Below are 19,476 nucleotides of genomic sequence, written 5' to 3'. Positions count from 1 at the left end.
GACGGGTCACCGGAGCAGTAGACCCCGCAGGCGGGCCCGCCGTCCAACGCCGATTGGTCATCACTATCGATCGCCCGGGGTGATCGGTCCCGGCCGCGGGCCCGCCACCGGAGCCCGTCCGACGACGATCGCTTATCGGTTCCGATCTGCTTTCGTGGTTGGACGAAGCCGTGACCAGTGGGCTTTACTCTCCGTGTGTCGAACCCGCTGCCCCGTCAGGCGATGGTGTCGCCTGCGCCGCGGGTGGCCCCGGCCGCGCACGCCCCGAGCGCCCCGTCGACCTCGTCGACCTTCAGCAGGCGTCGCGTCATCGACCACGGCACCGTGAACTCCGCGAGCTGTCGCTCCTTCTGATCCGCAGGCCATAGCCCGCGCGCACGTCTGCGCCGGGCCGGCTGCGCGCCCGCGTGCCCTCCCCGCCCCCGCGTCCCCGGGACCCGGGCCGCGCCCGCACGCCGTCCGGGTCCCGGGCACCGCTGCCGCGTGACCGCTCCACCGCCGTGCCCGTACCCGTGCCCGAGCCGTGCCCGAGCGCGGTCGACCTCGCGCGCCCACCCGCCGGGTCCCCGTCCCCCTCCCCCGCAGAAGGGTCCACAGTGTCCGTCTCCGAGCTCACCCAGGAGCGCGCCGGTCCGCCGCCGCGCCGCCCACACCTGCCCCGACCGCCCGTCAGCCTCCGGTACGTCGGCGGGCGCCTGCTGACCGGGCTGATCGCGGTGTGGGGCGCGGTCACGCTGGTGTTCTTCGCCCTCTACGCGACCGGCAACCCGGCGATCCTGCTGGTCCCGCCGGACGCCCCGCCGGACGAGATCGCCCGGCTGACCCGCCTCATGGGCTTCGACCGCCCGTTGCCGGAGCAGTACGGCACGTTCCTGCACAGCGTGCTGACCGGGTCGTTCCCCGACTCGATCCGCTACGGCGAGGACCCGCTGCCGATCGCGCTGGAGAAGATCCCGGCCAGCCTGGCCCTCGGGGTGAGCGGCCTCGTCATCGGCACCCTGCTGGGCGGGGTGGTCGGGTACGTGTCGGCGACCTCCCCCTCGACCTTCCTGAGCCGGGTCCCGCTGGGGGTCGCGGTCGGTCTGGAGTCCATCCCGACCTTCTTCGTCGGCATCGTGCTGGTGATCGTGTTCGCGGTGCAGCTGGGCTGGTTCCCGGTCACGAGCACCGGCGACGCGGCGAGCCTGGTCCTGCCCGCGTTCACCCTCGCCTTCGCGTTCGTGCCCACCGTCGCCCGCGTCTTCCGCACCGCGCTGCTCGACGTGCTCCAGGCCGAACACCTGCGCACCGCCCGGGCGAAGGGTCTGCCGCGGCACACGCTGGTCTGGCGCCACGTCGTGGCCAACTCCCTCGGCACCACGCTGAACGTGGTCGGGATCCAGGCGGGTGTGCTGCTCGGCGGGGCGGTGGTCACCGAGTCGGTGTTCGGCTGGCCCGGCCTCGGACAGCTCTCCATCAACGCGGTGCAGAACCGCGACTACCCGCTGGTGATCGTCTGCGTGCTGGTGATCGCCGTCGGGTTCGTCCTGATCAACCTGGTCGTCGACGTCCTGGCGGCCATCGTGGAACCGAGGTTGCGGTCGTGACCCTCCTGCAGACCGACGACGCCGACGCGGTCGGGGCGGCCGAGCCGGACCGGCCCGGCCGCCCGCGCCGCACCATCGGGATCGGCGGGTGGGTCGGTGCCGCGCTCCTGGCGGTCGTGGTGCTCACTGCGCTCGCCGGCCCCCTGACCTCGGGCGACCCGCTGGCCCAGGACTTCGAGGCCATCCTGCGCCCGCCGTCTGCGGCGCACCTGTTCGGCACCGACGAGCTCGGCCGGGACGTGCTGGTGCGGGTGGTGTTCGGCGGCCGGACGGCGCTGGCGATCACCCTGGTGTCCGCGGTGGTCGCCTCCGCACTCGGCCTGTCGCTCGCGCTGCTCGGTGCCCTCTACGGCGGCTGGGTCGACGCGCTGGCCGGCAGGCTCGCGGACGTCCAGCTGGCGGTGCCGTCGATCGTGCTCGCCATCGTGGTGCTGTCGTTCGTGGGGAACTCGTTCGTCCCGATCGTCGCCGTCCTGGTGCTGGGCTCGTGGGTGCTGACCTTCCGGGTGATCCGCGGGCACGCCCGGGCCGTCGTGCGCGCGCAGTACGTGGAGGCGGCGCGGGTCGCGGGCGCGGGCCGGTTCGGCGTGGCCCGCCGCCACCTGGTGCCGAGCGTGCTGCCCCTGCTCGCGGTCGCCTTCACCATCAACGCCTCGTCCGCGCTGCTCCTCGAGTCGAGCCTGGGCTACCTGGGCCTCGGGGTGCAGCCGCCCGAGCCGGACTGGGGGCAGATGGTCGCGAGCGGGCAGGCCCAGATCTTCACGGCGCCGTGGATCGCGTTGTTCCCCGGCCTGGCGGTGGTCGTGACGGCCGTGGGGCTGCAGCTGCTGGGCGACGGGCTGGCCGAACGGTTCGTCGGCGGCCCCGCCGTCAAGAGAGGACTCGCGCAGTGACCGCACAGACCGTCCGACCACTGGTGACGACCCGGCCGACGCCCACGGGCGACCCGGTCCTGCGGGTGCGCGACCTCGCCGTCGGGCTCGACGAGCCGGACGCCCGGGAACCGATCGTCGCGGGCGTCTCGTTCGAGGTGCGCGCGGGCCGGTCCGTCGGGCTGGTCGGCGAGTCCGGCTCCGGCAAGACCCTGACCGCGTTGGCCGTGGCGGGGCTGCTCCCGTCGGCGGTCCGGGTGGACGACGGCCGGATCGAGGTCGCCGGACGGGACCTCACCGGGCTCGACCCGCGGGCGGCTCGGTCGCACCTGTCCGCGACCGTCGGCGTGGTCTTCCAGAACCCCACCGCCTCGCTCAACCCCCGCATGCGGATCGCGGCCCAGCTCCGCGAGGCGCTGCCCGCCGGGACCTCCCGCCGGGAGGCCCGCGCGCGGGTCGCCGAACTCGTGCGCGCGGTCGGGATCCCGGACGTCCACAAGACGCTCGGCGCGTTCCCGCACGAGCTCTCGGGTGGGCTCAACCAACGCGTCGTCATCGCGATGGCGCTCGCCCGCGAGCCCGCGGTGCTGATCGCCGACGAGCCGACCACCGCGCTCGACGTGTCGGTGCAGGCCCAGGTGCTCGACCTGGTCGACGAGCTGCGCGAGCGGCTGCACCTCGGCGTGCTGCTGGTCAGCCACGACATCGGGGTGATCGCCGACCGCACCGACGACGTGCACGTGATGTCCGCGGGCCGGATCGTCGAGTCCGGACCCACCGGCGAGGTCCTGCGCGACCCGGCGCACGAGTACACCCGCACCCTGCTGGCGGCCACCCCGAGCAGGCTGGAGCCGGTGCGGGTCGCCCCCCGGGAGGACCCGACGCCGGTCCCCCAGCTGCGGGTCGAGGGACTGCGGCGGGCGTTCACGGTGCGGGGCAGCACGGGTCGGGCCCGGCACGTCGCGCTCGACGGGGTCGACCTCACCGTGACCCGGGGCCAGGCGATCGGGCTGGTGGGCGAGTCCGGCTCCGGCAAGACGACGCTCGCCCGCATCGTCGTGGGCCTCGAACGCCCGGACTCCGGTGTCGTGTCCTACCAGGGCACGCCGCTGACCGGTCACGACCGGGCGCAGCGACGACGCTGGCGGCAGGAGGTCCAGTACATCTTCCAGGACCCCTACAGCTCGCTGGACCCGCGGCTGACCGTGGCCCAGACGCTGCGGGAGCCGCTCGAGATCGCCCGCCGCGACCTGTCGCGGCGCGCGGTCGCGGCCCGTGTCGACTCGCTGCTGGACGAGGTCGAGCTGCCGCGCGGCTTCCGGGACCGGCACCCCGCGGAGCTGTCCGGCGGGCAGCGGCAGCGGGTCGGCATCGCCCGCGCGCTCGCCACCGAGCCGTCGTTGATCATCGCGGACGAGCCCGTCTCGGCCCTGGACCTGTCCGTGCAGGCCCGGATCCTCCAGCTGCTCGGGCGGCTGCGCCGCGAGCGGAACCTGACCTACCTGTTCATCTCCCACGATCTCGCCGTCGTCCGCTACCTCTGCGAGGACCTCGTCGTCCTGCGCGAGGGCCGGATCGTCGAGCAGGGCCCCACCGCCGAGGTCCTGGCCAGACCCACCAGCCCCTACACCCGGGCCCTCGTCGAGGCGATCCCCGGGCGCTCACACCACACAGACAGGGACGCACCGTGACACACAGACCCTCCGCCCGACGCGGGCCGGTACGACTGCTGACCGCGGCGGTGGCCGCCGTCCTGCTCGCGGTCCTCGCCGCCTGCGGCGGAGCCGCGGCGGGCGGCGGCGAGACCCCGCAGGTGGGTGACGTCCTCCGGCTGGGGCTCTCCCGCCAGATCACCGGCGTCAACCCGCACAAGGGGGGCTCGCCGGACTCGTCGGGCTCGATCGTCGGCTCGATCTACGAGTCGCTGACCCAGATCGGGCCGGACCTGACCGTGCAGCCCTCGCTGGCGACCGCGTGGACCAGCACCGACCCGCTGCACTGGCGGTTCACCATCCGGACGGACTCGACGTTCTCCGACGGCTCGCCGCTGACCGCGGACGACGTGGTCTGGAACTTCCAGCAGCTGCTCGACCCGGACTACAAGGGCACCGCGGGCGCCCCGCTGCGGAAGTACCTGACGTCGGTGACGAAGGTCGACGACAGCACCCTCGCCTTCACCCTGTCCCAGCCCGCCCTGGACCTCCCGGGGCGCCTGTGGTCCATCTACATCGCGCAGCCCGCCTTCGCCCAGTCCCACAACCTGGACAACGAGGCGCTGGGCAGCGGGCCGTACAAGCTGGACACGCTGGACCAGGAGAACGGCGCCACGCTGTCGCTCAACCCGCACTACGCCGGGCCGAAGCCGCAGTTCGCGCAGGTCCGGTACACGGTGCTCGCCTCGGAGGCCCAGCGCGTCGCCGCACTGCGGGCGGGCGAGCAGGACCTCATCCTCAACCTCGACCCGCTGGACCTGGCCCAGTTCCGGGACTCCGACACCTACGACACGGTGCTCGGCGTGGGCAACCAGCCGCTCACCCTGGCGATCAACGAGCGCAAGACCGGCACCCCGCTGGCCGACCCGCGGGTGCGCCAGGCGCTCAACTACGCCACCGACAAGGACACGATCATCAAGAGCCTGCTGCAGGGCGCGGTGACCCCGCTGCCGGGCCAGGTGATCTACGACCCGTTCCAGCAGCCCGACCCGGCGGTCTCCGCCTACCCGTACGACCCCGAGAAGGCCAGGCAGCTGCTCGCGGAGGCCGGGCACGCGGACGGGCTCACGCTGACCGTGCTGCTCTCCTCGGGCACCTACGTCTCGCAGGACGCCGCCACGCAGGCGATCGCCGCGCAGTGGGCGAAGGTGGGCGTGACGCTGAAGATCGAGCAGCAGCCCTTCCCCGCCTGGCTGCAGAGCCAGTACGGGCCGGACGACCAGGCCGCGGACTTCTACTACATCATGTGGGGCGGGGCCTTCCGCGGCGACGTGACCGGCAACTTCGGTCCCTTCCGCAGCGACCACATCCAGAGCCACCTCGACGCTCCGGAGTTCGACGCGCTGACCACGCGCGCCCAGAACGCCACGACCGAGGCCGAGAAGACCGACCTGGTGAACCAGGCCGTGCAGAACGCCCACGACGAGGCGCACGCGATCTTCCTCTACCCGTCGCCGTTCACCGGCGTGGTGTCCAAGGGTCTGCAGTGGACGCCCAAGCCGAACCGCTACCTGTACGCCCAGGGCGTCGGAAGGGTCCAGCCATGACGGATCGACAGCTGTTCCTCGGGGGCTACATCCTGTTCCCGAGCGGGCACTACGCAGGCGCCTGGCGCCACCCGTACTCGTCGCGGGACTGGCTGGGGCGGGACTTCCTGCACCAGACCGCCCGCACGCTCGAGGCCGCGAAGTTCGACCTCGCCTTCATCCCGGAGACGATCAGCCACAACGAGGGCTTCACCCGGCACGGGCACTCGAACTCGATCAAGCACGACCCGGCGCAGGTCGCGGGCCAGATCGCCGCGGTCACCACCCGTCTCGGGGTGGGCGTGACCCTGTCGACCAGCTTCAACGAGCCCTACAACCTGGCCCGCACGCTGCTCAGCCTCGACCACCTCTCGGGCGGTCGGGTCGCGTGGAACGTCATCCAGTCGCACGGCCCGGCGAACTACCTGAACTTCCCGCACGCCGAGGAGCTCACCGGCTCCGCGCTCTACGACCGGGGGGACGAGTTCGTCGAGGCGGTCCTGGCGCTGTGGCGGTCCTGGAGGCCCGACGCCCTGGTCCAGGACCAGGAGTCCGGCGTCTTCGCCGACCCGTCGAGGATCACCGTCCCGGACTACAAGGGCCGCTACGTCGCGGTGCGCGGGCCGCTGAACCTGCCGCCCAGCCCGCAGCAGCACCCCGTGATCATCCAGGCGGGCGACTCGCCGCGCGGCCGGGAGTTCGGCGCCCGGTGGGGAGACGTGATCTTCGCGATCGAGCGCACCCAGGCCGACCTGCAGATCAAGAAGGACGACCTGAAGGCCAAGGCGCGGGCGGCCGGGCGGGATCCCGAGCGGATCCGGCTGTTCGCCGCGGTGCAGCCGATCGTCGGCGAGACCCGCGAGATCGCCGAGGCCCGGCGGGACTTCCTGCGGACCCGGATCACCCCCGAGTCCGGGACGACCTTCCTGAGCCACTTCGCCCGCATCGACCTCACCGGCGTCGATCTGCAGGCCCGCTACGTCGACGTGCTGGCGGAGCGGGCGACCGACGGCCAGACCGAGTCCCGCGCGATCTCCCAGCTCGACGACCTGCTGGGCGCGAGCCGGGACCGGGTCACGATCGCGGAGGCGGGCATCGCGTTCTCGACCAGCGAGCTCACCCCGCAGGTCGTCGGGACCGGCGAGCAGGTCGCCGAGCAGCTCGCGGAGATCTTCGGCTCGGGCGCGGCGGACGGGTTCCTGATCACCCCCACGCACTTCCCGGGGTCCTTCGAGGACTTCGGCCGGGCCGTGGTGCCGCACCTGCAGCGGCTCGGGGTGTTCCGGACCGAGTACGAGGGCACCACGCTCCGTGCGAACCTGGGGCTCTCATGACGAGCACCGAGACCGAGCTGCGGCTCACCAGCGGGTGGGGCGGGTCGCTGGCCACCACCTTCACCCCCGGGACCGGGGACACCGCGGTCCTGCTGTTGCACGGGTTCCTCTCCGACCGGCGGGCCGGCGGTCGCTTCGACCGGCTCGCGGCGGAGTACGCAGCACTCGGCCACGCCGTCCTGCGGCTGGACCTGAGCGGGTTCGGCGAGTCCGACGGGGAGGTGGTCGACGCCGACCACCTGCTCGCGGACGCCCACGCCGGGCTGGACCACCTCGACTCGCTCGGCTACACCCGCCAGGTGGTGCACGGGCAGAGTCTCGGCTCGGCGATCGCGTTGCGGGTCGCCCCGCGGCGGCCCCGGGTCCACACGCTCGTCCTCACCGGGGCACTGACGGGTGCGGGCACCGGCGACACGCCCTACCCGTTCCTCGACGACGCGCAACTCGCCGCCTGGTACCGGGACGAGGACGTCCCGCTGGCGGTCGACTCGCCGACCCGCACGCACGTCGTCGTCAACCGGCGCCGGCCGAAGCTCGGCGCCGACGGCACCCAGGCGGAGCTGCTGGGTGCGGTGTCGGTGCCCGTCCTGGTGATCCACGGGGACACCGGCGCACAGGAGCAGGCGCTCGCCGCGACCACCCTGGCGGGCGAGCACCTCCTGCCCCCGGGCTCCCGCGTCCTCGTGGTCCCCGGCGCGACCCACACCTTCTACGAGAGCCAGGACGCGGTGGCCGCCGCGGCCGTGGAGTGGGTGCGCAGGCACGTCCCCGCGGACTGACCGGGCGGGCCCGGCCCCCACGTGGGGCCGGGCCCGCTCACCCCACCGGCGGTGCGAAGGCCCGGACCTCCCGGACCGGGGCGTCCCAGCGCTCGAGCGCGACGGTCGTGTGCTGGCCGGTGCAGCCCTGTGCCAGCGGGGAGGTGCCCCGGTCGCGGGTCAGGACGTTCGGGTTGCCGTGCACGCAGAACGGCACGTCGGCGCCCGGGTCGAGGGGGTCGAACCAGGCGCCGGTCGGCAGCTGCACGACACCGGCCCGGACCCCGTCGGTCACCTCGGCGGCCGCCAGACAGGCGCCGCGGTCGTTCGACAGCCGGACGAGGTCGCCGGTCGCGATGCCGCGGGGGCCCGCGTCCGCGGGGTGGAGGCGCGCCACCTCCCGGCCACGCACCTTGTGGGCGCGGGAGTGGGCGCCGAAGTCCAGCTGCGAGTGCAGCCGGGTCGCGGGCTGGTTGGCCACCAGCCACAGCGGGTGGCGCTCGTCGGGCGCCTCGGTGGGCGGGAGCCAGGTCGGGTCGCCGGGTGCGTCGGGGTAGCCGAACGCGTCGATGGTGGCCGACCACAGCTCGATCCGGCCCGACGGAGTGGGCAGCGGGTGGGCGTCGGGATCGGCGCGGAAGGCCCCGATCACCCCGCCGGTGTCCGGCGTCTGCGGCAGCGCCCACTCACCGGCCGCCCAGAACTCCGCGAACGGCGGGCCGTCGAGCGCGGCCCGCGTCGGCTCGTAGAGCCACTCCAGCCAGCCGCGCGCGTCCCGCCCCTCGGTGAACGCCTCGCCGACGCCCAGCCGCGCCGCGAGGTCGCTGAAGATCGTGTAGTCGTCCCGCGCCTCGCCGGGCGGGTCGACGAGCCGGTGCATCGCCGTCAGCACCGGGTCGAAGGGGGCGGCCCCGAGGTCCTCGCGCTCGATCGTCCACGTCGTGGGCAGCACGACGTCCGCGTGGCGGGCCGTCGCCGTCCACGCGGGCTCGTGCACGACGAACGTGTCCAGGCGGGCGAAGGCGCGGCGCAGCCTGCCGAGGTCCTGGTGGTGGTGGAACGGGTTGCCGCCCGCCCAGTAGGCGAGCCGGACCTGCGGGTAGTGGCGCTGCTCGCCGTTGAACGGGTACGGCTCGCCGGGGTGCAGCAGCATGTCCGCGATCCGTGCGACCGGGATGGCCTCGTCGCACCCGTTGTGCCCCTGCGGGACCGCGGCGACGGGGACCGACACCCGGCTGCGGCCGTAGTGCCCGATCGAGCCCAGGCCGTAGCAGAACCCGCCGCCGGGCAGCCCGATCTGGCCGAGCGCCGCGGCCAGCGCGAGGCCCGCCCACACCGGCTGCTCCCCGAACTCGGCGCGCTGCAGCGACTGCGCCACGGTGACCAGCGTGCGTCCCGCGGCGGCCCGGCGGGCCAGCTGCCGGATCTCCGCGGCGGGCACCCCGGTGATCTCGGCGGCCCATTCGGCGTCCCGACCCCGCAGGTGGGCCGCCAGCGTGTCCCAGCCGACGCAGTAGCGGTCGAGGAACCCCCGGTCGTGCAGGTCCTCCTGCACCAGGGTGTGCAGCAGCCCGAACATCAGGGCGGTGTCCGAACCGGGCGGGACCGACAGCCAGCGGGACCCCTCGGGCAGGTCCGACCGGAGCGGCCCGACGTTCACCAGGAGGGCGCCGCGCGCGGCGGCCGCGGCCAGGGCACCCCGCTCCACGTGCGCGCTGATCCCGCCGCCGACCGCGCTGTTCTTGAGGTTCATCCCGCCGAAGGCGAGCACGGTGTCGGTGTGGGCGGCGACCTGGTCCCAGGTCACGGTGCCCTTCGACACCTGCTCGGACGGGCCCAGGACGTGCGCGAGCACGGTCTGGGCCGCGGCCCCGCTGTAGTCCCCCACCGACCGGACGTACCCGCCCACGGCGTGGTTGAGGAAGCGGTGGACCTGGCTCTGGGCGTGGTGGAACCGCCCGGCGCTGGCCCAGCCGTAGCTGCCGCCGTACACCTGCTCCGGCCGGTACCGGCCCAGCTCCGCGGCCAGCCGGTCCAGCACGGCGTCCCACTCGACCTCGACGTAGGAGTCCCGGCCCCGCCGGTCGTCCGGCCCGGCGCCGTCCTCCCACCAGCCGCGGCGCACGGCCGGGCGCCGCACCCGTGCCGGGTGGTCCACGGCGGAGGGCACGTTGTCCAGCAGCGCCGACGGGTCGGGGTCACCCGCCCGCGGCACCACCCGCAGCCCGTCCGCGGTGAGCGTGCCCCGGAACGCGCCCCAGTGGGTGCTGTGGGTCCGGCTCACGCCGGGGACCAGCCGAGCGCCGGGGCGACGTGCCGGGCCAGGTCGGTGATCAGCCGGGTGTTGGCGGGCAGCGCGAACGCCGGGGGCAGGAACAGCACGATCTCGTCCGCGGCGGCCAGGCCGGGGTCGGTCGCCACGGCCGCGGCGACCCGGTCGGGGTCGCCGTGGTGGACGGGGCTGATCACCACGCCGCCGCGCGGGGCCGCGCCGATCACCGGGGTGAGCGCACCCTCCGGACGCGACGCCGCCATCCCCTCCGTCCGCCGCTGGAGGTCGTAGGCGGCGTAGGTCTCGCGCAGCTCCGGCGTCGTCCCCGGCAGGATCGAGGCCGCGACCGCGACGGGCGGGGGCTCGCTGTCGTGGGTGGCCCGCCAGGTGGTGCGGTAGGCCTCGATGATCCGGGCCTGGTACTCGGGGAAGGTCTCCCCCGGCTCCAGGTCGTGCAGCACGGTGCCGGTGATCAGGCCGAGCCCGAGCCGGGCGGCGTCGACCGCGGAGTCCAGGCTCGCCGCACCCCGCCGCAGCCGGGACCGCAGACCCGGGCTGTGCGGGGTCACGCGCACCTCGGTGCCGATCGGGGCGCCCTGCCCCTCGCCGTCGACGGTGTGCAGGGCCTCCCCGGCCACGGCCGCGACGAAGCGGGCCAGCCGGCGTCGGGCCTCGGTGCGCGGGTCGTCGGCGACGGGTCCGAACACCGGGTCCCACAGCGCCGTCGAGCCGGTGGCCAGCGCCAGGTCGAGGCGCCCGTCGACGAGCAGGTCGGTGGTGCCCGCCGCCTCCGCCAGCAGGATCGGGTCCTGGTAGCGCATCGGGAGCACCGCGGACCCGAGCCGGATCCGGGAGGTGTGCTGGCCCACCGCGGCGAAGAACGGCAGCGGCGAGGACAGGTAGTGGTCGAAGTGCCGCTGGTAGGCCCAGCCCGCCTGGTAGCCGAGCTCCTCCGCCGCGCGGTACAGCGCGATGCCGTCCCGCAGGCCCGCCGCCGGGCCCGCGGAGTCCGTCCAGGACACGCGGGTGTTGAACCCGAGTGTGCGGGTGCGGATCGAGGTGGTCATGTGGCCTCCAGTAGGTGTGCTGCGCGCTCGCGCAGGACGACGTCGTCGGGTGGGGCGTGGTGCAGGCCGGTCCGCAGGTCGCGGTACAGCCGCTGCCAGACGTGGTCGCGCCAGACCGACGCCGTGCCGATGAGCCTGCCGACGTGGTCGACGACCCCGGTGGCGCTGCGGTGGGCCAGGACCTTCGCCGCCGCGGCCTCGCCGCGACCCAGCGTGCCCGCCCCGGCGCGGGCGACGGCGGAGTCCACGACCGCCCGGCAGGTCTGGAACGCCAGCACCGCCTCCCCGCCGTCGACGACGTGGCGCAGCTCCGGCTCGCCGGTCAGCGACGGCACGCCCGCGCCGCCCTCGACCAGGTCCAGGGCGTGCGCCGCGACGCCTGCGGAGATCGCCGCGAGCAGGATCGGCCACCAGACGACCTTGCGTCCGCCCGCCCCCTCGGGCCCGAGGTCGCGGTCGGCCCCCACCCGGACGTCGGTCAGGACGAGGTCGTGCCCCACCGAGCCGCGCAGGCCGAGGGTGTCCCAGCTCGGGACGACCTCGACGCCCGGCGCGTCGAACGGCACCAGGAAGGTCCGGCGGTCGCCGTCCACGCCGTCGACGGTGAGGGTGACCCGGGCCGCGGTCAGGGCGAGGCTGCCGGTGACGTAGGTCTTGCGCCCGTCGAGGACCCAGCCGTCGGGAGTCCGCGACGCCCTCCCGGCGAGCGGGGTGCCGCGGTGCGGGGCGTTGCTGCGCGCCTCGCTGACCAGGCCGCCGACGAACCCGCCGCGGGTGACCAGCTCCGCGGCGAGCGCGCGCAGCACCGGGGTCTCGGTCGCGAAGAGGTCGACGGTGTGCAGGTGGTGCATGGCCAGGACCAGGGCCACCGCGGCGTCGACGGCCGCGACCCGGCGGACGGCGTCCGCGACCGCACGCAGGTCCGCGCCGTGGCCGCCGAGGGCGGTCGGCACCGTCAGCGCGGTCAACCCCGAGCGCCGGACGACGTCGAAGCCCTTCTCCGGGAAGTCGGTGCCCGCCGGGTCGTGGCCGAGCACCGCGGTCAGGTCGGCCACGGCGGCCGCGACGAGGTCCGGCCGGGGTGGGAGGGAAGGTCGGTGCACGGTCAGGAGGAGCCGACGGCGACGGGGCGGCGGCGGGCCAGCTCCTGGCGCACGAGCGGGAGGACGTAGCGGCCGTAGTCGATCGCGTCGTGGAGGTTGTCGTAGCCGCGGATCGAGACGAGCTCCGCGCCGAGGTCGATGTAGTCGAGGATCGCCGCGGCGACCGTCTCCGGCGTGCCGACCAGCGCGGTCGACGCACCCTTGGCGTTCGTCGCCGTGGCCGTGGGCGTCCACAGGGCGCGGTCGTGCACCTCGCCGCGGGCGGCGATGTCCAGCAGGCGTTGGGAGCCGACGTTCTGCGGCCTGCCCGCGCCGGGCTTCGGGTAGTGGGAGCCGTGGGTGCGCTCGGGGGCGGCGTGGGACCGCTGCAGTGCCGCGAGGATGCCGTGCGCCTTCTCCCAGGCGAGCTCCTCGGTGGCCGCGATGATCGGTCGGAACGTCACCCAGATCCGCGGGCGGTCGGTCCGGCCCGCGAGGCGCGCCTGCGTGTAGACCGCGTCGATCTGCTCGCGGGTGTCGGCCAGCGGTTCGCCCCACAGCCCGAAGATGTCGCCGAGCCTGCCGCCGACCCGGTAGGCCTCCGGGGAGGATCCGCCGACCGAGACCGGGATCGTGCCGTGCACCGGCCGGATGTCGCCCGCGGTGAAGTCCTCGAACGCGTAGTGCTCCCCGGCGTGGTCGAAGGGAGCCGGTTCGGTCCAGGCCCGGCGCAGGATGCCGATGTACTCCTCGGACCGGGCGTAGCGGGCGACCTTGTCGAGCCGGTCGCCCTCACGGGCCTGCTCGGCGGGCTGGCCGCCGGAGATGATGTGCACCCCGGCCCGGCCCCCCGACAGCTGGTCGAGCGTGGCGAGCTTGCGCGCCGCGACGGTGGGGTGGACGGTGTTGGGCCGCAACGCGATCAGCGGCTTGATCCGCTCGGTCAGCTGGGTGATCGCACCGGCCACGGTGAACGGGTCGAACGAGGTCGAGCTGTAGGCGAGCAGGGTGTGGTCGAACCCCGCGTCCTCCAGCGCGCGGACGTAGCGGCGCAGGTAGGCCGGGTCCACCCCGGACCCGGCACCGGGGTCCAGCTCGGTGGCGGCGTTGGCGAAGGTGGCACTGATGAACTCGACGGACACGGTTCTCCCGGTGACGCGCGCGGACGGACGACCCGTCCGGGCGTGGTCCGGCGGTGGTCGCGGGGCGACCACGGCGGGAGCGGAGCCGGACGAGCGGGGGCTAGCTGTTCCCGCGACAACCGGCGGAGTGGACGGTGCCGTGGTCGATGATGCGGCGCTGGGTCAGCGCGCTGCCGACGGACCGTCCGCCCGGGACGGCGGGCACGCACCGGCGCGACGCGCGCAGGCCACCCACCGTCGTTTCGGACACCCCCGAAGTATCACCGGGGCGTCGGGGAGCGTCCAACGAAGAATCCGCATCACAATCGATCAGGATCCGCGATCGGCCGGTGCTACCGTCGCGGCATGCCCGGTCCCACCGCCGTCCTCGACATCGTCGCGTTGCGCAGCTTCGTGGCGGTGGCGGACTGCGGCGGCTTCCATCGCGCGGCCGAGCACCTGGTGGTCTCGCAGTCGGCGGTGAGCCAGCACGTCCGGCGGCTGGAGAAGACGATCGGCAGGCCGCTCGTCGAGCGCGTGGGCCGCAACAGCCGGTTCACCCCCGAGGGCGAGGCCCTGGTGGGCCAGGCGCGGCGCATCCTCGCCGCGCACGACGACGCGCTGCGCCACATCGGCGTCGGCGACGACCGCGAGTCGATCGTCCTCGGCACCACCGAACACGCCGCGGACGAGCTCCTGGGCCTGGTGACCGGCGCCCTCAGCTCGGTGTTCCCCGACTCCGCCGTGCGGTTCCGGCTCGACCGCAGCAGCAGGCTCAACGACGCGATCGAGCGCGGCACGCTGGATCTCGCCATGTACATCGGGGACATCCAGGGTGCGGACAGCGTCTCCGTCGGAGCGCTGCCCCTGACCTGGTACGCCGCCCCCGGCTGGCGGCGCCCGCCCCCGAGCGCGCCGATCCCGCTCGTGGTGATCGACAGTCCGTGCACGATCCGCAGGCGCGCGCTGGAGACCTTGAGCCGCAACGGGTTCAAGACGAACGTCGTCGGCGAGGCCGCCTACCTCGCGGGCGTGCTGAACGCGGCGCGCGCCGGCCTCGGCGTCGTGCTCGTGGCGGGCACGGGAGGAGCCCCCGAGGGCCTGGAACGCCGGGACGACCTCCCGCCCGTACCGCCGGAGCGGCTGCACCTGCGGACCCGCGAGGCCGCCGACCCGCGCCTGCTCGACATCGCCGCCGAGGCCCTGCGGACGGTGCTGGTCAGCGCCTGACCGGCCGGGGCCCGCGGGTCAGGACAGCCGGGCGATCTCCGCGCGGGCGGCGAGCACGAGCTCCTCGTTGGTGTTCGCGTGCCCCGCGAGACCCCATCCGCCCGGCACGGCCTCGGTGAGCAGCACCCAGGTCCGCGCGGCGAGCCCGGGATCACCGGCGGCCGCGGCCACGATGTCGGTGAGCTCGCGGACCACCGCGAGCTGCTTGTCGCGGTCCAGCGCGCCGGCGTTGGTCAGCACCTGCACCCGCACGTGCGCGCCGTCGCCCGCGACGTTCCGCAGCGAGTCCGGGGGCAGCTCGTGGACGAAGGCCGCGGTGTTCTCCCGGAACATCGGGATCACCGGGACCTCCTCGATCCGCATCACCGCGGACGCGAGGTCCACGGCCAGGGCCGCCCGGTCGGGGAAGGTGCCCTCCACCGCGTAGACGTCGATCATCGGCATGGCGTACCTCCGGAGTCGTGACGTGAGTCCGACCAGCACAGCAGGCGAGGCGCCTGCGCGGATCACGTGAACGGGTGAGGAGCGGCCCGGGAACGGGCCCGCGGCCTCACCCGAGGACGTGAGGGACCCGCGACCGAGGGGGTACGGTCCGCGGCGAGGGTGATCGAGGAGGCGGCCGGTGCTCAGGGGACGGGCGAACGAGCTGTCCGCCGCGCTCGGTGCCCTCCGCCGCGTCGCGCGGACGGGGCGGGGCCACGTCCTCGCGATCGTGGGCGAGCCGGGGATCGGCAAGTCGGCCCTGCTCCGGGAGATCGTCGAGCAGGCCCGGCGGGCCGGCTACCTCGTCGGGGTGGGCAAGGCCGAGGAGATCGGCCGCATCGCGGCGGGCGCACCGCTGCTGACCGCCCTGCGCTCGGGGCCCCACCCCCTCCTCGACGCCGACGCGTTCGCCGAGCTCGGCACCCTCTACGCCGACCGTCCACTGTGGCTCGTCGACCGGGTCGCGGCCATGCTCGACGACCTCGCGTCCACCGCCCCCGTCCTCGTCGCGGTCGACGACCTCCAGTGGGCGGACGAGCTCACCCGCTTCGCCCTGCACGTGCTGCCGGGGCGGCTCGCGGGTACGCCTGTGGTGTGGCTGACGGCGGGCAGGCCGGTGGACGAGCCCGGGCAGGCCGGGCAACGGATCGACCTCGGTCCGCTGCACGCGGACGACCTGGAGCAGCTGGCCGCGGACCGGCTCGGCACCGCTCCCACCGCACGGACCGCGCTGCTCCTGCGCACCGTCGGGGGCAACCCGTTCTGGGCCGCCCGGCTGGTGGAGGCCGTCGCCCGAGACGGCGACGGCGAGCTGCCCGCCGACCTGATCCTCGGCGTCCACCGCCGCCTCCCGGTCGACGACCCGGACCTGCGCGAGCTGCTCCGGACCTGCGCCGTCTGGGGCCGTCCACTCCCGGCCGCGGACGCCGCCGACCTGCTCGACCGGCCCGCGACCGAGGTCCTCGCGGCCGCCGACCGGGGCGTGGCGCAGGGGCTGCTGCAGCGGACGGGCGCCGTGGTGTCCTTCCGTCACGACCTGATCCGCGAGGCCGTCTACGCCGATCTCACCCGCGCCGAGCTCGCCGCCCGGCACCGCGCGTGCGGTCAGCACCTCCTGGCCACGGGCGCCTCGGCGCTGGACGCCGCGCCGCACTTCACCGGGTCCGCTCCCGGGGACGTCGACGCGATCCGGGTGCTCCGCGCGGCCGCCGCCGAGGCGGCGGACACCCTGCCCGCAGGCGCCGCCGAGCTGGCCCGCCGGGCCCTCGACCTGGTACCGCCGGGACCGGACCGGGTCGCCGCGACCGAGGAGTGCGCCGCGCTCCTGCTCAGGGTCCACCACGGGGCCGCCGCGATCGACGTCGTCGACGCCGCGCAGCCCGACGCGGTCACGCCCGACGACCGCGCCCGGCTCCAGGTCCAGGCCGTCCTGGCGCTGTCCGGCATGGACCGCCACGCCGAGATCGCCCCCGGCTCGATCCCCTCCTCGCCGAGCCCGGGCTCTCCCCGGACCGGCGCACCACGGTGGCGGCGGCGCGGACACTCGCGCTGATCCAGCTCGGGACCACACAGGAGGCCGGTGCGGCCGCGGACGCCGCGCTCGCCGAGGCCCGGACCGCAGGCGATCCGACGGCCGAGGGGCTCGCCCTGCGCACCCTCGTCGCCGTGGCCTGGCAGGACGGTCGACACGAGCTCGCCCACCGGCGGACCCGGGAGCTGCGCGCGGTCACCGGGGCCGACCACCTCGCGGACGAGATCCGCTGCCTGCAGCTGCTGGACCGCTTCGACGACGCCGCCCGCCTGCTCGACGCCGTGCCGGACGGCGCCCCCGCGGACGTCGACGCCCGCACCCCCGACCTCGTCCACGCCCAGATGTGGCAGGAGGTCAACCTGGGCCGGCTCGACGAGGCCGAGGCGCAGGCCCGCACCCTGCTGCGGCTCGCCGACGAGCTCGGGCAGCACAGCGGGACCGTCGACGCGCGGTCGGTGCTCGCCTTCGTCGCCCTGATCCGCGGCGACCCGGCCGAGGCCCGGCACCGGCTGCACCCCGACGGCCCGCACGCGCCCCGACTGCACGACACGGCCCGGCGGCTGATGGACGGCTGGATCTCGCTGCTGGTCGGCGACGCGGCCGCCGCGGCCGAGCTCTTCGCCCCGCTCGTCGCGAGCGCCGCGCGCAGCCGGGAGTACTGGCCCTGGTTCCCCCTCTGGACCCGACCCCAGGTCCAGGCAGGCCTCGCCGCGGGACACCCCGCGCTGGTCACCGGTGCGGTCGAGCTGGCCCGCGCCGGCGCCGACCGCAACCCCGGCGTGCCCGCCTTCGCCGGGCTCGCCCTGCTGACCCGCGGCCTCGCCGACGCCGACCCCCGCACGCTCGACGAGGCGGTCGACGTCCTCCGCGGCTGCCCCCGCCCGCTGCTCCTCGCCTCCGCCCTCGCCGACTCGGGCGTCCTCCATCTCGCCGCGGGCGCGGACCAGACCGCCACCGCCCGCCTCGAGGAGGCCCGCCGCCGCTACGCGGAGCTCGGCGCGACCCTGCCGGTCGCCGCGATCGACCGGACCCTCGCCGACGCGGGCATCCGACCGCTCCCCCCGCCCGGCCGGTCCCCCCGCCCCACGAGCGGCTGGACCTCGCTCACCGACACCGAACGCCTCGTCGCCACCCTCGTCGGCGACGGCCACACCAACCGGACCGCCGCCACCGCGCTCGGCATCTCCCCCAACACCGTCGGCACGCACCTGCGGGCCGTGTTCGCCAAGCTGGACGTGCACAGCCGGGTGCAGCTGGCGAACCTGCTGAACAGGCACTGAGACAGTCTCGTCCGAGATATTCTAGTGCTAGAGTACTGGCATGACGGTGACCTCGGCCGAGCTGACGGTGCTGGGCCTGGTGGTCGAGCACCCCCGCCACGGCTACGACCTGGAGCAGGTGATCGAGCAGCGCGGCATCCGGCAGTGGACGGACATCGGTTTCTCCTCGATCTACTACGTCCTCACCAAGCTGGAGAAGCGGGGACTCGTCGAGGCGGCGAAGGCTCCCGAGGGCCGGTCCGGGCCGACGGCCCGGCGGGTGTTCCAGGCCACGGCGGCGGGCCGGCAGATCGCGGCCGCGGCGGTCGCCTCGTTCCTCGCCGATCCCCACCCGGTCTCGCACCCGATCCTGGTCGGCCTGGCCAACCTGCCGCTGGTCTCCGAGCAGGCCTACACCGAGGCACTGCACAGCAGACTGCGCAGGCTCGACACCAGGATCGCCGCGGTCCGGGAGGCCGAGCGGGCGCAGGCTCCCCTCCCGCGCCCCGCGCGTGAGGTCTTCTCCTACTCCCTCCGCCTCCTCGAGGCGGAGCGGTCGTGGCTCGCCGAGCGGGTCCCGGTGTCCGATGCCTGACCAGGTCGAGCCGACCCCCGCCACGATCGTCGCGGGAGTCTCCGCGACCGACGGCGTGCACTGCGAGACCACGGCCCTGGGCGTGCTCCTGCGCCACGGCGGACTCGACCTGTCCGAACCGATGCTCTTCGGCCTGGGGTCCGGGCTGTCCTTCGTCTACTGGGACTCGGCGCGGCAGCCGCTGCCCTTCCTCGGCGGGCGGGTGAAGCCCTTCGCGCTCACCCGGAACCTGACCCGACGGCTGGGGATCGGGCTGCGCGTCGCGGAGACCACGTCGGCGCGGAAGGCCTGGGACCAGGTCCGCTCCTCGATCGACGACGGGGTCCCCGTGGGACTGCAGCTCGACAGCCACGACCTGGAGTACTTCGGATCCCGCGTGCACTTCGCCGGTCACGTCGTCGCCCTCTACGGCTACGACGCCGCACGGGCCCACCTGGTCGACACCGCGCAGCAGGGCGGGGCCGTGTCCACGAGCCTGGAGAGCCTGGCGCGGGCGCGCGCCGCACGCGGGCCGATGTCCGCCCGCCACCGGTCCTTCACCGTGGAGGTGCCGCCGGACGTCGACCGCGGGCGCCTCGCCTCCACGATCGTCCCCGCCCTCACCGCGTGCGCCGAGGACTTCCTCGCGCCGCCGATCGCCAACCTCGGCGGCCGCGGGATCCGCACGGCCGCCCGGCGCGTGCCGTCGTGGTTCGACCGGGTCGACGACCCCGGCCGCGACCTCCCCGCCATCGCCACCATGATGGAACGCGCGGGCACCGGAGGTGCCCTGTTCCGCACCCTGTACCGGGACTTCCTCACCGAGTGCCGAGGCCTGCTCGACGGCCGGCCGGGTGCGGAGCTCGTGGACCGGGCGCGGGACCACTTCGCCGAGGCCGCGCGGCACTGGACGAGCGTCGCCGGACTCGTCGAGGAGGCGGGGACGACGGGCAGCCCGGCTCCGCTCGCCGCCGCGAGCCGCCTGCTCGAGGACATCGCGACGATCGAGACCTCCGCGATGACGACACTGCGCTCCCTGACCGACAGCCCCGCGCGCTGAGGCGCCGAC

At 74.9% G+C, this 19,476-nt stretch carries 17 protein-coding genes; 11 read left to right on the top strand and 6 right to left on the bottom strand.

Annotated features, from left to right (window positions below; translation table 11 throughout):
• Positions 1 to 596: 596 nt before the first annotated feature.
• Genes L3X23_RS04280 through L3X23_RS04255 form a run of 6 tightly spaced genes read left to right on the top strand, consistent with a single transcriptional unit; the run spans position 597 to position 7,809 of the window.
• The gene (locus L3X23_RS04280) at positions 597 to 1,586 is read left to right on the top strand and encodes an ABC transporter permease (protein ID WP_237190794.1); all 990 of its coding nucleotides are present in this window, start codon (positions 597 to 599) and stop codon (positions 1,584 to 1,586) included.
• The gene (locus tag L3X23_RS04275; protein ID WP_237190793.1) at positions 1,583 to 2,479 is read left to right on the top strand and encodes an ABC transporter permease; all 897 of its coding nucleotides are present in this window, start codon (positions 1,583 to 1,585) and stop codon (positions 2,477 to 2,479) included. Before L3X23_RS04280 ends, L3X23_RS04275 begins: the two co-directional genes overlap by 4 nt.
• Entirely contained in the window at positions 2,476 to 4,149 is a 1,674-nt protein-coding gene (locus L3X23_RS04270) for an ABC transporter ATP-binding protein (protein ID WP_237190792.1), read from the top strand. The genes L3X23_RS04275 and L3X23_RS04270 overlap by 4 nt, the downstream gene beginning before the upstream one ends.
• Entirely contained in the window at positions 4,146 to 5,717 is a 1,572-nt protein-coding gene (locus L3X23_RS04265; protein ID WP_237190791.1) for an ABC transporter substrate-binding protein, read from the top strand. The genes L3X23_RS04270 and L3X23_RS04265 overlap by 4 nt, the downstream gene beginning before the upstream one ends.
• On the top strand, positions 5,714 to 7,030 hold the full coding sequence (locus L3X23_RS04260) for an NtaA/DmoA family FMN-dependent monooxygenase (protein ID WP_237190790.1): 1,317 nt from the start codon (positions 5,714 to 5,716) through the stop codon (positions 7,028 to 7,030). Before L3X23_RS04265 ends, L3X23_RS04260 begins: the two co-directional genes overlap by 4 nt.
• Positions 7,027 to 7,809 (top strand): alpha/beta hydrolase, encoded by a 783-nt coding sequence (locus tag L3X23_RS04255; protein ID WP_237190789.1) that lies wholly within the window; start codon positions 7,027 to 7,029, stop codon positions 7,807 to 7,809. Before L3X23_RS04260 ends, L3X23_RS04255 begins: the two co-directional genes overlap by 4 nt.
• 37 nt (positions 7,810 to 7,846) lie before the next feature.
• On the opposite strand, the gene L3X23_RS04250 is transcribed toward L3X23_RS04255, so the two are convergent.
• From L3X23_RS04250 to L3X23_RS04230, 5 genes are all read right to left on the bottom strand, one after another.
• Positions 7,847 to 10,072 carry a molybdopterin-dependent oxidoreductase gene (locus L3X23_RS04250; RefSeq protein ID WP_237190788.1) on the bottom strand — a complete coding sequence of 742 codons (2,226 nt, stop codon included), beginning with the start codon at positions 10,070 to 10,072 and terminating at the stop codon, positions 7,847 to 7,849.
• Positions 10,069 to 11,127, bottom strand: a complete 1,059-nt coding sequence (locus L3X23_RS04245) for an LLM class flavin-dependent oxidoreductase (protein WP_237190787.1) — start codon at positions 11,125 to 11,127, stop codon at positions 10,069 to 10,071. The genes L3X23_RS04250 and L3X23_RS04245 overlap by 4 nt, the downstream gene beginning before the upstream one ends.
• Positions 11,124 to 12,230: an acyl-CoA dehydrogenase family protein gene (locus tag L3X23_RS04240; RefSeq protein ID WP_237190786.1), complete on the bottom strand. Its 1,107-nt coding sequence runs from the start codon at positions 12,228 to 12,230 to the stop codon at positions 11,124 to 11,126. Before L3X23_RS04240 ends, L3X23_RS04245 begins: the two co-directional genes overlap by 4 nt.
• 2 nt (positions 12,231 to 12,232) lie before the next feature.
• A complete protein-coding gene (locus L3X23_RS04235; protein ID WP_237190785.1) occupies positions 12,233 to 13,351 on the bottom strand; it encodes an LLM class flavin-dependent oxidoreductase in 1,119 nt (372 codons plus the stop codon).
• Positions 13,352 to 13,451: 100 nt separating this feature from the next.
• On the bottom strand, positions 13,452 to 13,601 hold the full coding sequence (locus L3X23_RS04230) for a hypothetical protein (RefSeq protein ID WP_176921538.1): 150 nt from the start codon (positions 13,599 to 13,601) through the stop codon (positions 13,452 to 13,454).
• A gap of 95 nt (positions 13,602 to 13,696) precedes the next feature.
• Here L3X23_RS04230 and L3X23_RS04225 point away from each other — a divergent pair, with 95 nt between their 5' ends.
• Complete coding sequence (locus tag L3X23_RS04225) at positions 13,697 to 14,560, top strand: LysR family transcriptional regulator (protein ID WP_093089212.1); 864 nt, start codon at positions 13,697 to 13,699, stop codon at positions 14,558 to 14,560.
• A gap of 18 nt (positions 14,561 to 14,578) precedes the next feature.
• On the opposite strand, the gene L3X23_RS04220 is transcribed toward L3X23_RS04225, so the two are convergent.
• A complete protein-coding gene (locus L3X23_RS04220) occupies positions 14,579 to 15,004 on the bottom strand; it encodes a hypothetical protein (RefSeq protein ID WP_237190784.1) in 426 nt (141 codons plus the stop codon).
• 178 nt (positions 15,005 to 15,182) lie between these two features.
• On the opposite strand from L3X23_RS04220, the gene L3X23_RS04215 reads away from it, so the two are divergent.
• From L3X23_RS04215 to L3X23_RS04200, 4 genes are read left to right on the top strand one after another with little or no spacing between them, the layout of a single operon-like run.
• Positions 15,183 to 16,595 carry an AAA family ATPase gene (locus L3X23_RS04215; RefSeq protein ID WP_237190783.1) on the top strand — a complete coding sequence of 471 codons (1,413 nt, stop codon included), beginning with the start codon at positions 15,183 to 15,185 and terminating at the stop codon, positions 16,593 to 16,595.
• Positions 16,568 to 17,854 carry a LuxR C-terminal-related transcriptional regulator gene (locus L3X23_RS35980; protein ID WP_237190782.1) on the top strand — a complete coding sequence of 429 codons (1,287 nt, stop codon included), beginning with the start codon at positions 16,568 to 16,570 and terminating at the stop codon, positions 17,852 to 17,854. The genes L3X23_RS04215 and L3X23_RS35980 overlap by 28 nt, the downstream gene beginning before the upstream one ends.
• A gap of 40 nt (positions 17,855 to 17,894) precedes the next feature.
• Positions 17,895 to 18,428 (top strand): PadR family transcriptional regulator, encoded by a 534-nt coding sequence (locus L3X23_RS04205; RefSeq protein WP_237190781.1) that lies wholly within the window; start codon positions 17,895 to 17,897, stop codon positions 18,426 to 18,428.
• On the top strand, positions 18,421 to 19,467 hold the full coding sequence (locus tag L3X23_RS04200; protein ID WP_237190780.1) for a BtrH N-terminal domain-containing protein: 1,047 nt from the start codon (positions 18,421 to 18,423) through the stop codon (positions 19,465 to 19,467). Before L3X23_RS04205 ends, L3X23_RS04200 begins: the two co-directional genes overlap by 8 nt.
• The last annotated feature ends 9 nt before the right edge of the window (positions 19,468 to 19,476 follow it).

The organism is Pseudonocardia sp. WMMC193 (assembly GCF_021728735.1).
Lineage (GTDB): Bacteria > Actinomycetota > Actinomycetes > Mycobacteriales > Pseudonocardiaceae > Pseudonocardia > Pseudonocardia oroxyli.
The sequence above is the reverse complement of the archived record's forward strand: the minus strand, read 5'-3'. Positions and strand labels throughout refer to the sequence as shown.

What these genes read in the sequence shown, in the direction of transcription:
- L3X23_RS04220 (WP_237190784.1), bottom strand. Translation starts at nt 15,004, where the DNA reads ATGCCGATGATCGACGTCTACGCGGTGGAGGGCACCTTCCCCGACCGG.
- L3X23_RS04200 (WP_237190780.1), top strand. Translation starts at nt 18,421, where the DNA reads ATGCCTGACCAGGTCGAGCCGACCCCCGCCACGATCGTCGCGGGAGTC.
- L3X23_RS04245 (WP_237190787.1), bottom strand. Translation starts at nt 11,127, where the DNA reads ATGACCACCTCGATCCGCACCCGCACACTCGGGTTCAACACCCGCGTG.
- L3X23_RS04260 (WP_237190790.1), top strand. Translation starts at nt 5,714, where the DNA reads ATGACGGATCGACAGCTGTTCCTCGGGGGCTACATCCTGTTCCCGAGC.
- L3X23_RS04225 (WP_093089212.1), top strand. Translation starts at nt 13,697, where the DNA reads ATGCCCGGTCCCACCGCCGTCCTCGACATCGTCGCGTTGCGCAGCTTC.
- L3X23_RS04205 (WP_237190781.1), top strand. Translation starts at nt 17,895, where the DNA reads ATGACGGTGACCTCGGCCGAGCTGACGGTGCTGGGCCTGGTGGTCGAG.
- L3X23_RS04255 (WP_237190789.1), top strand. Translation starts at nt 7,027, where the DNA reads ATGACGAGCACCGAGACCGAGCTGCGGCTCACCAGCGGGTGGGGCGGG.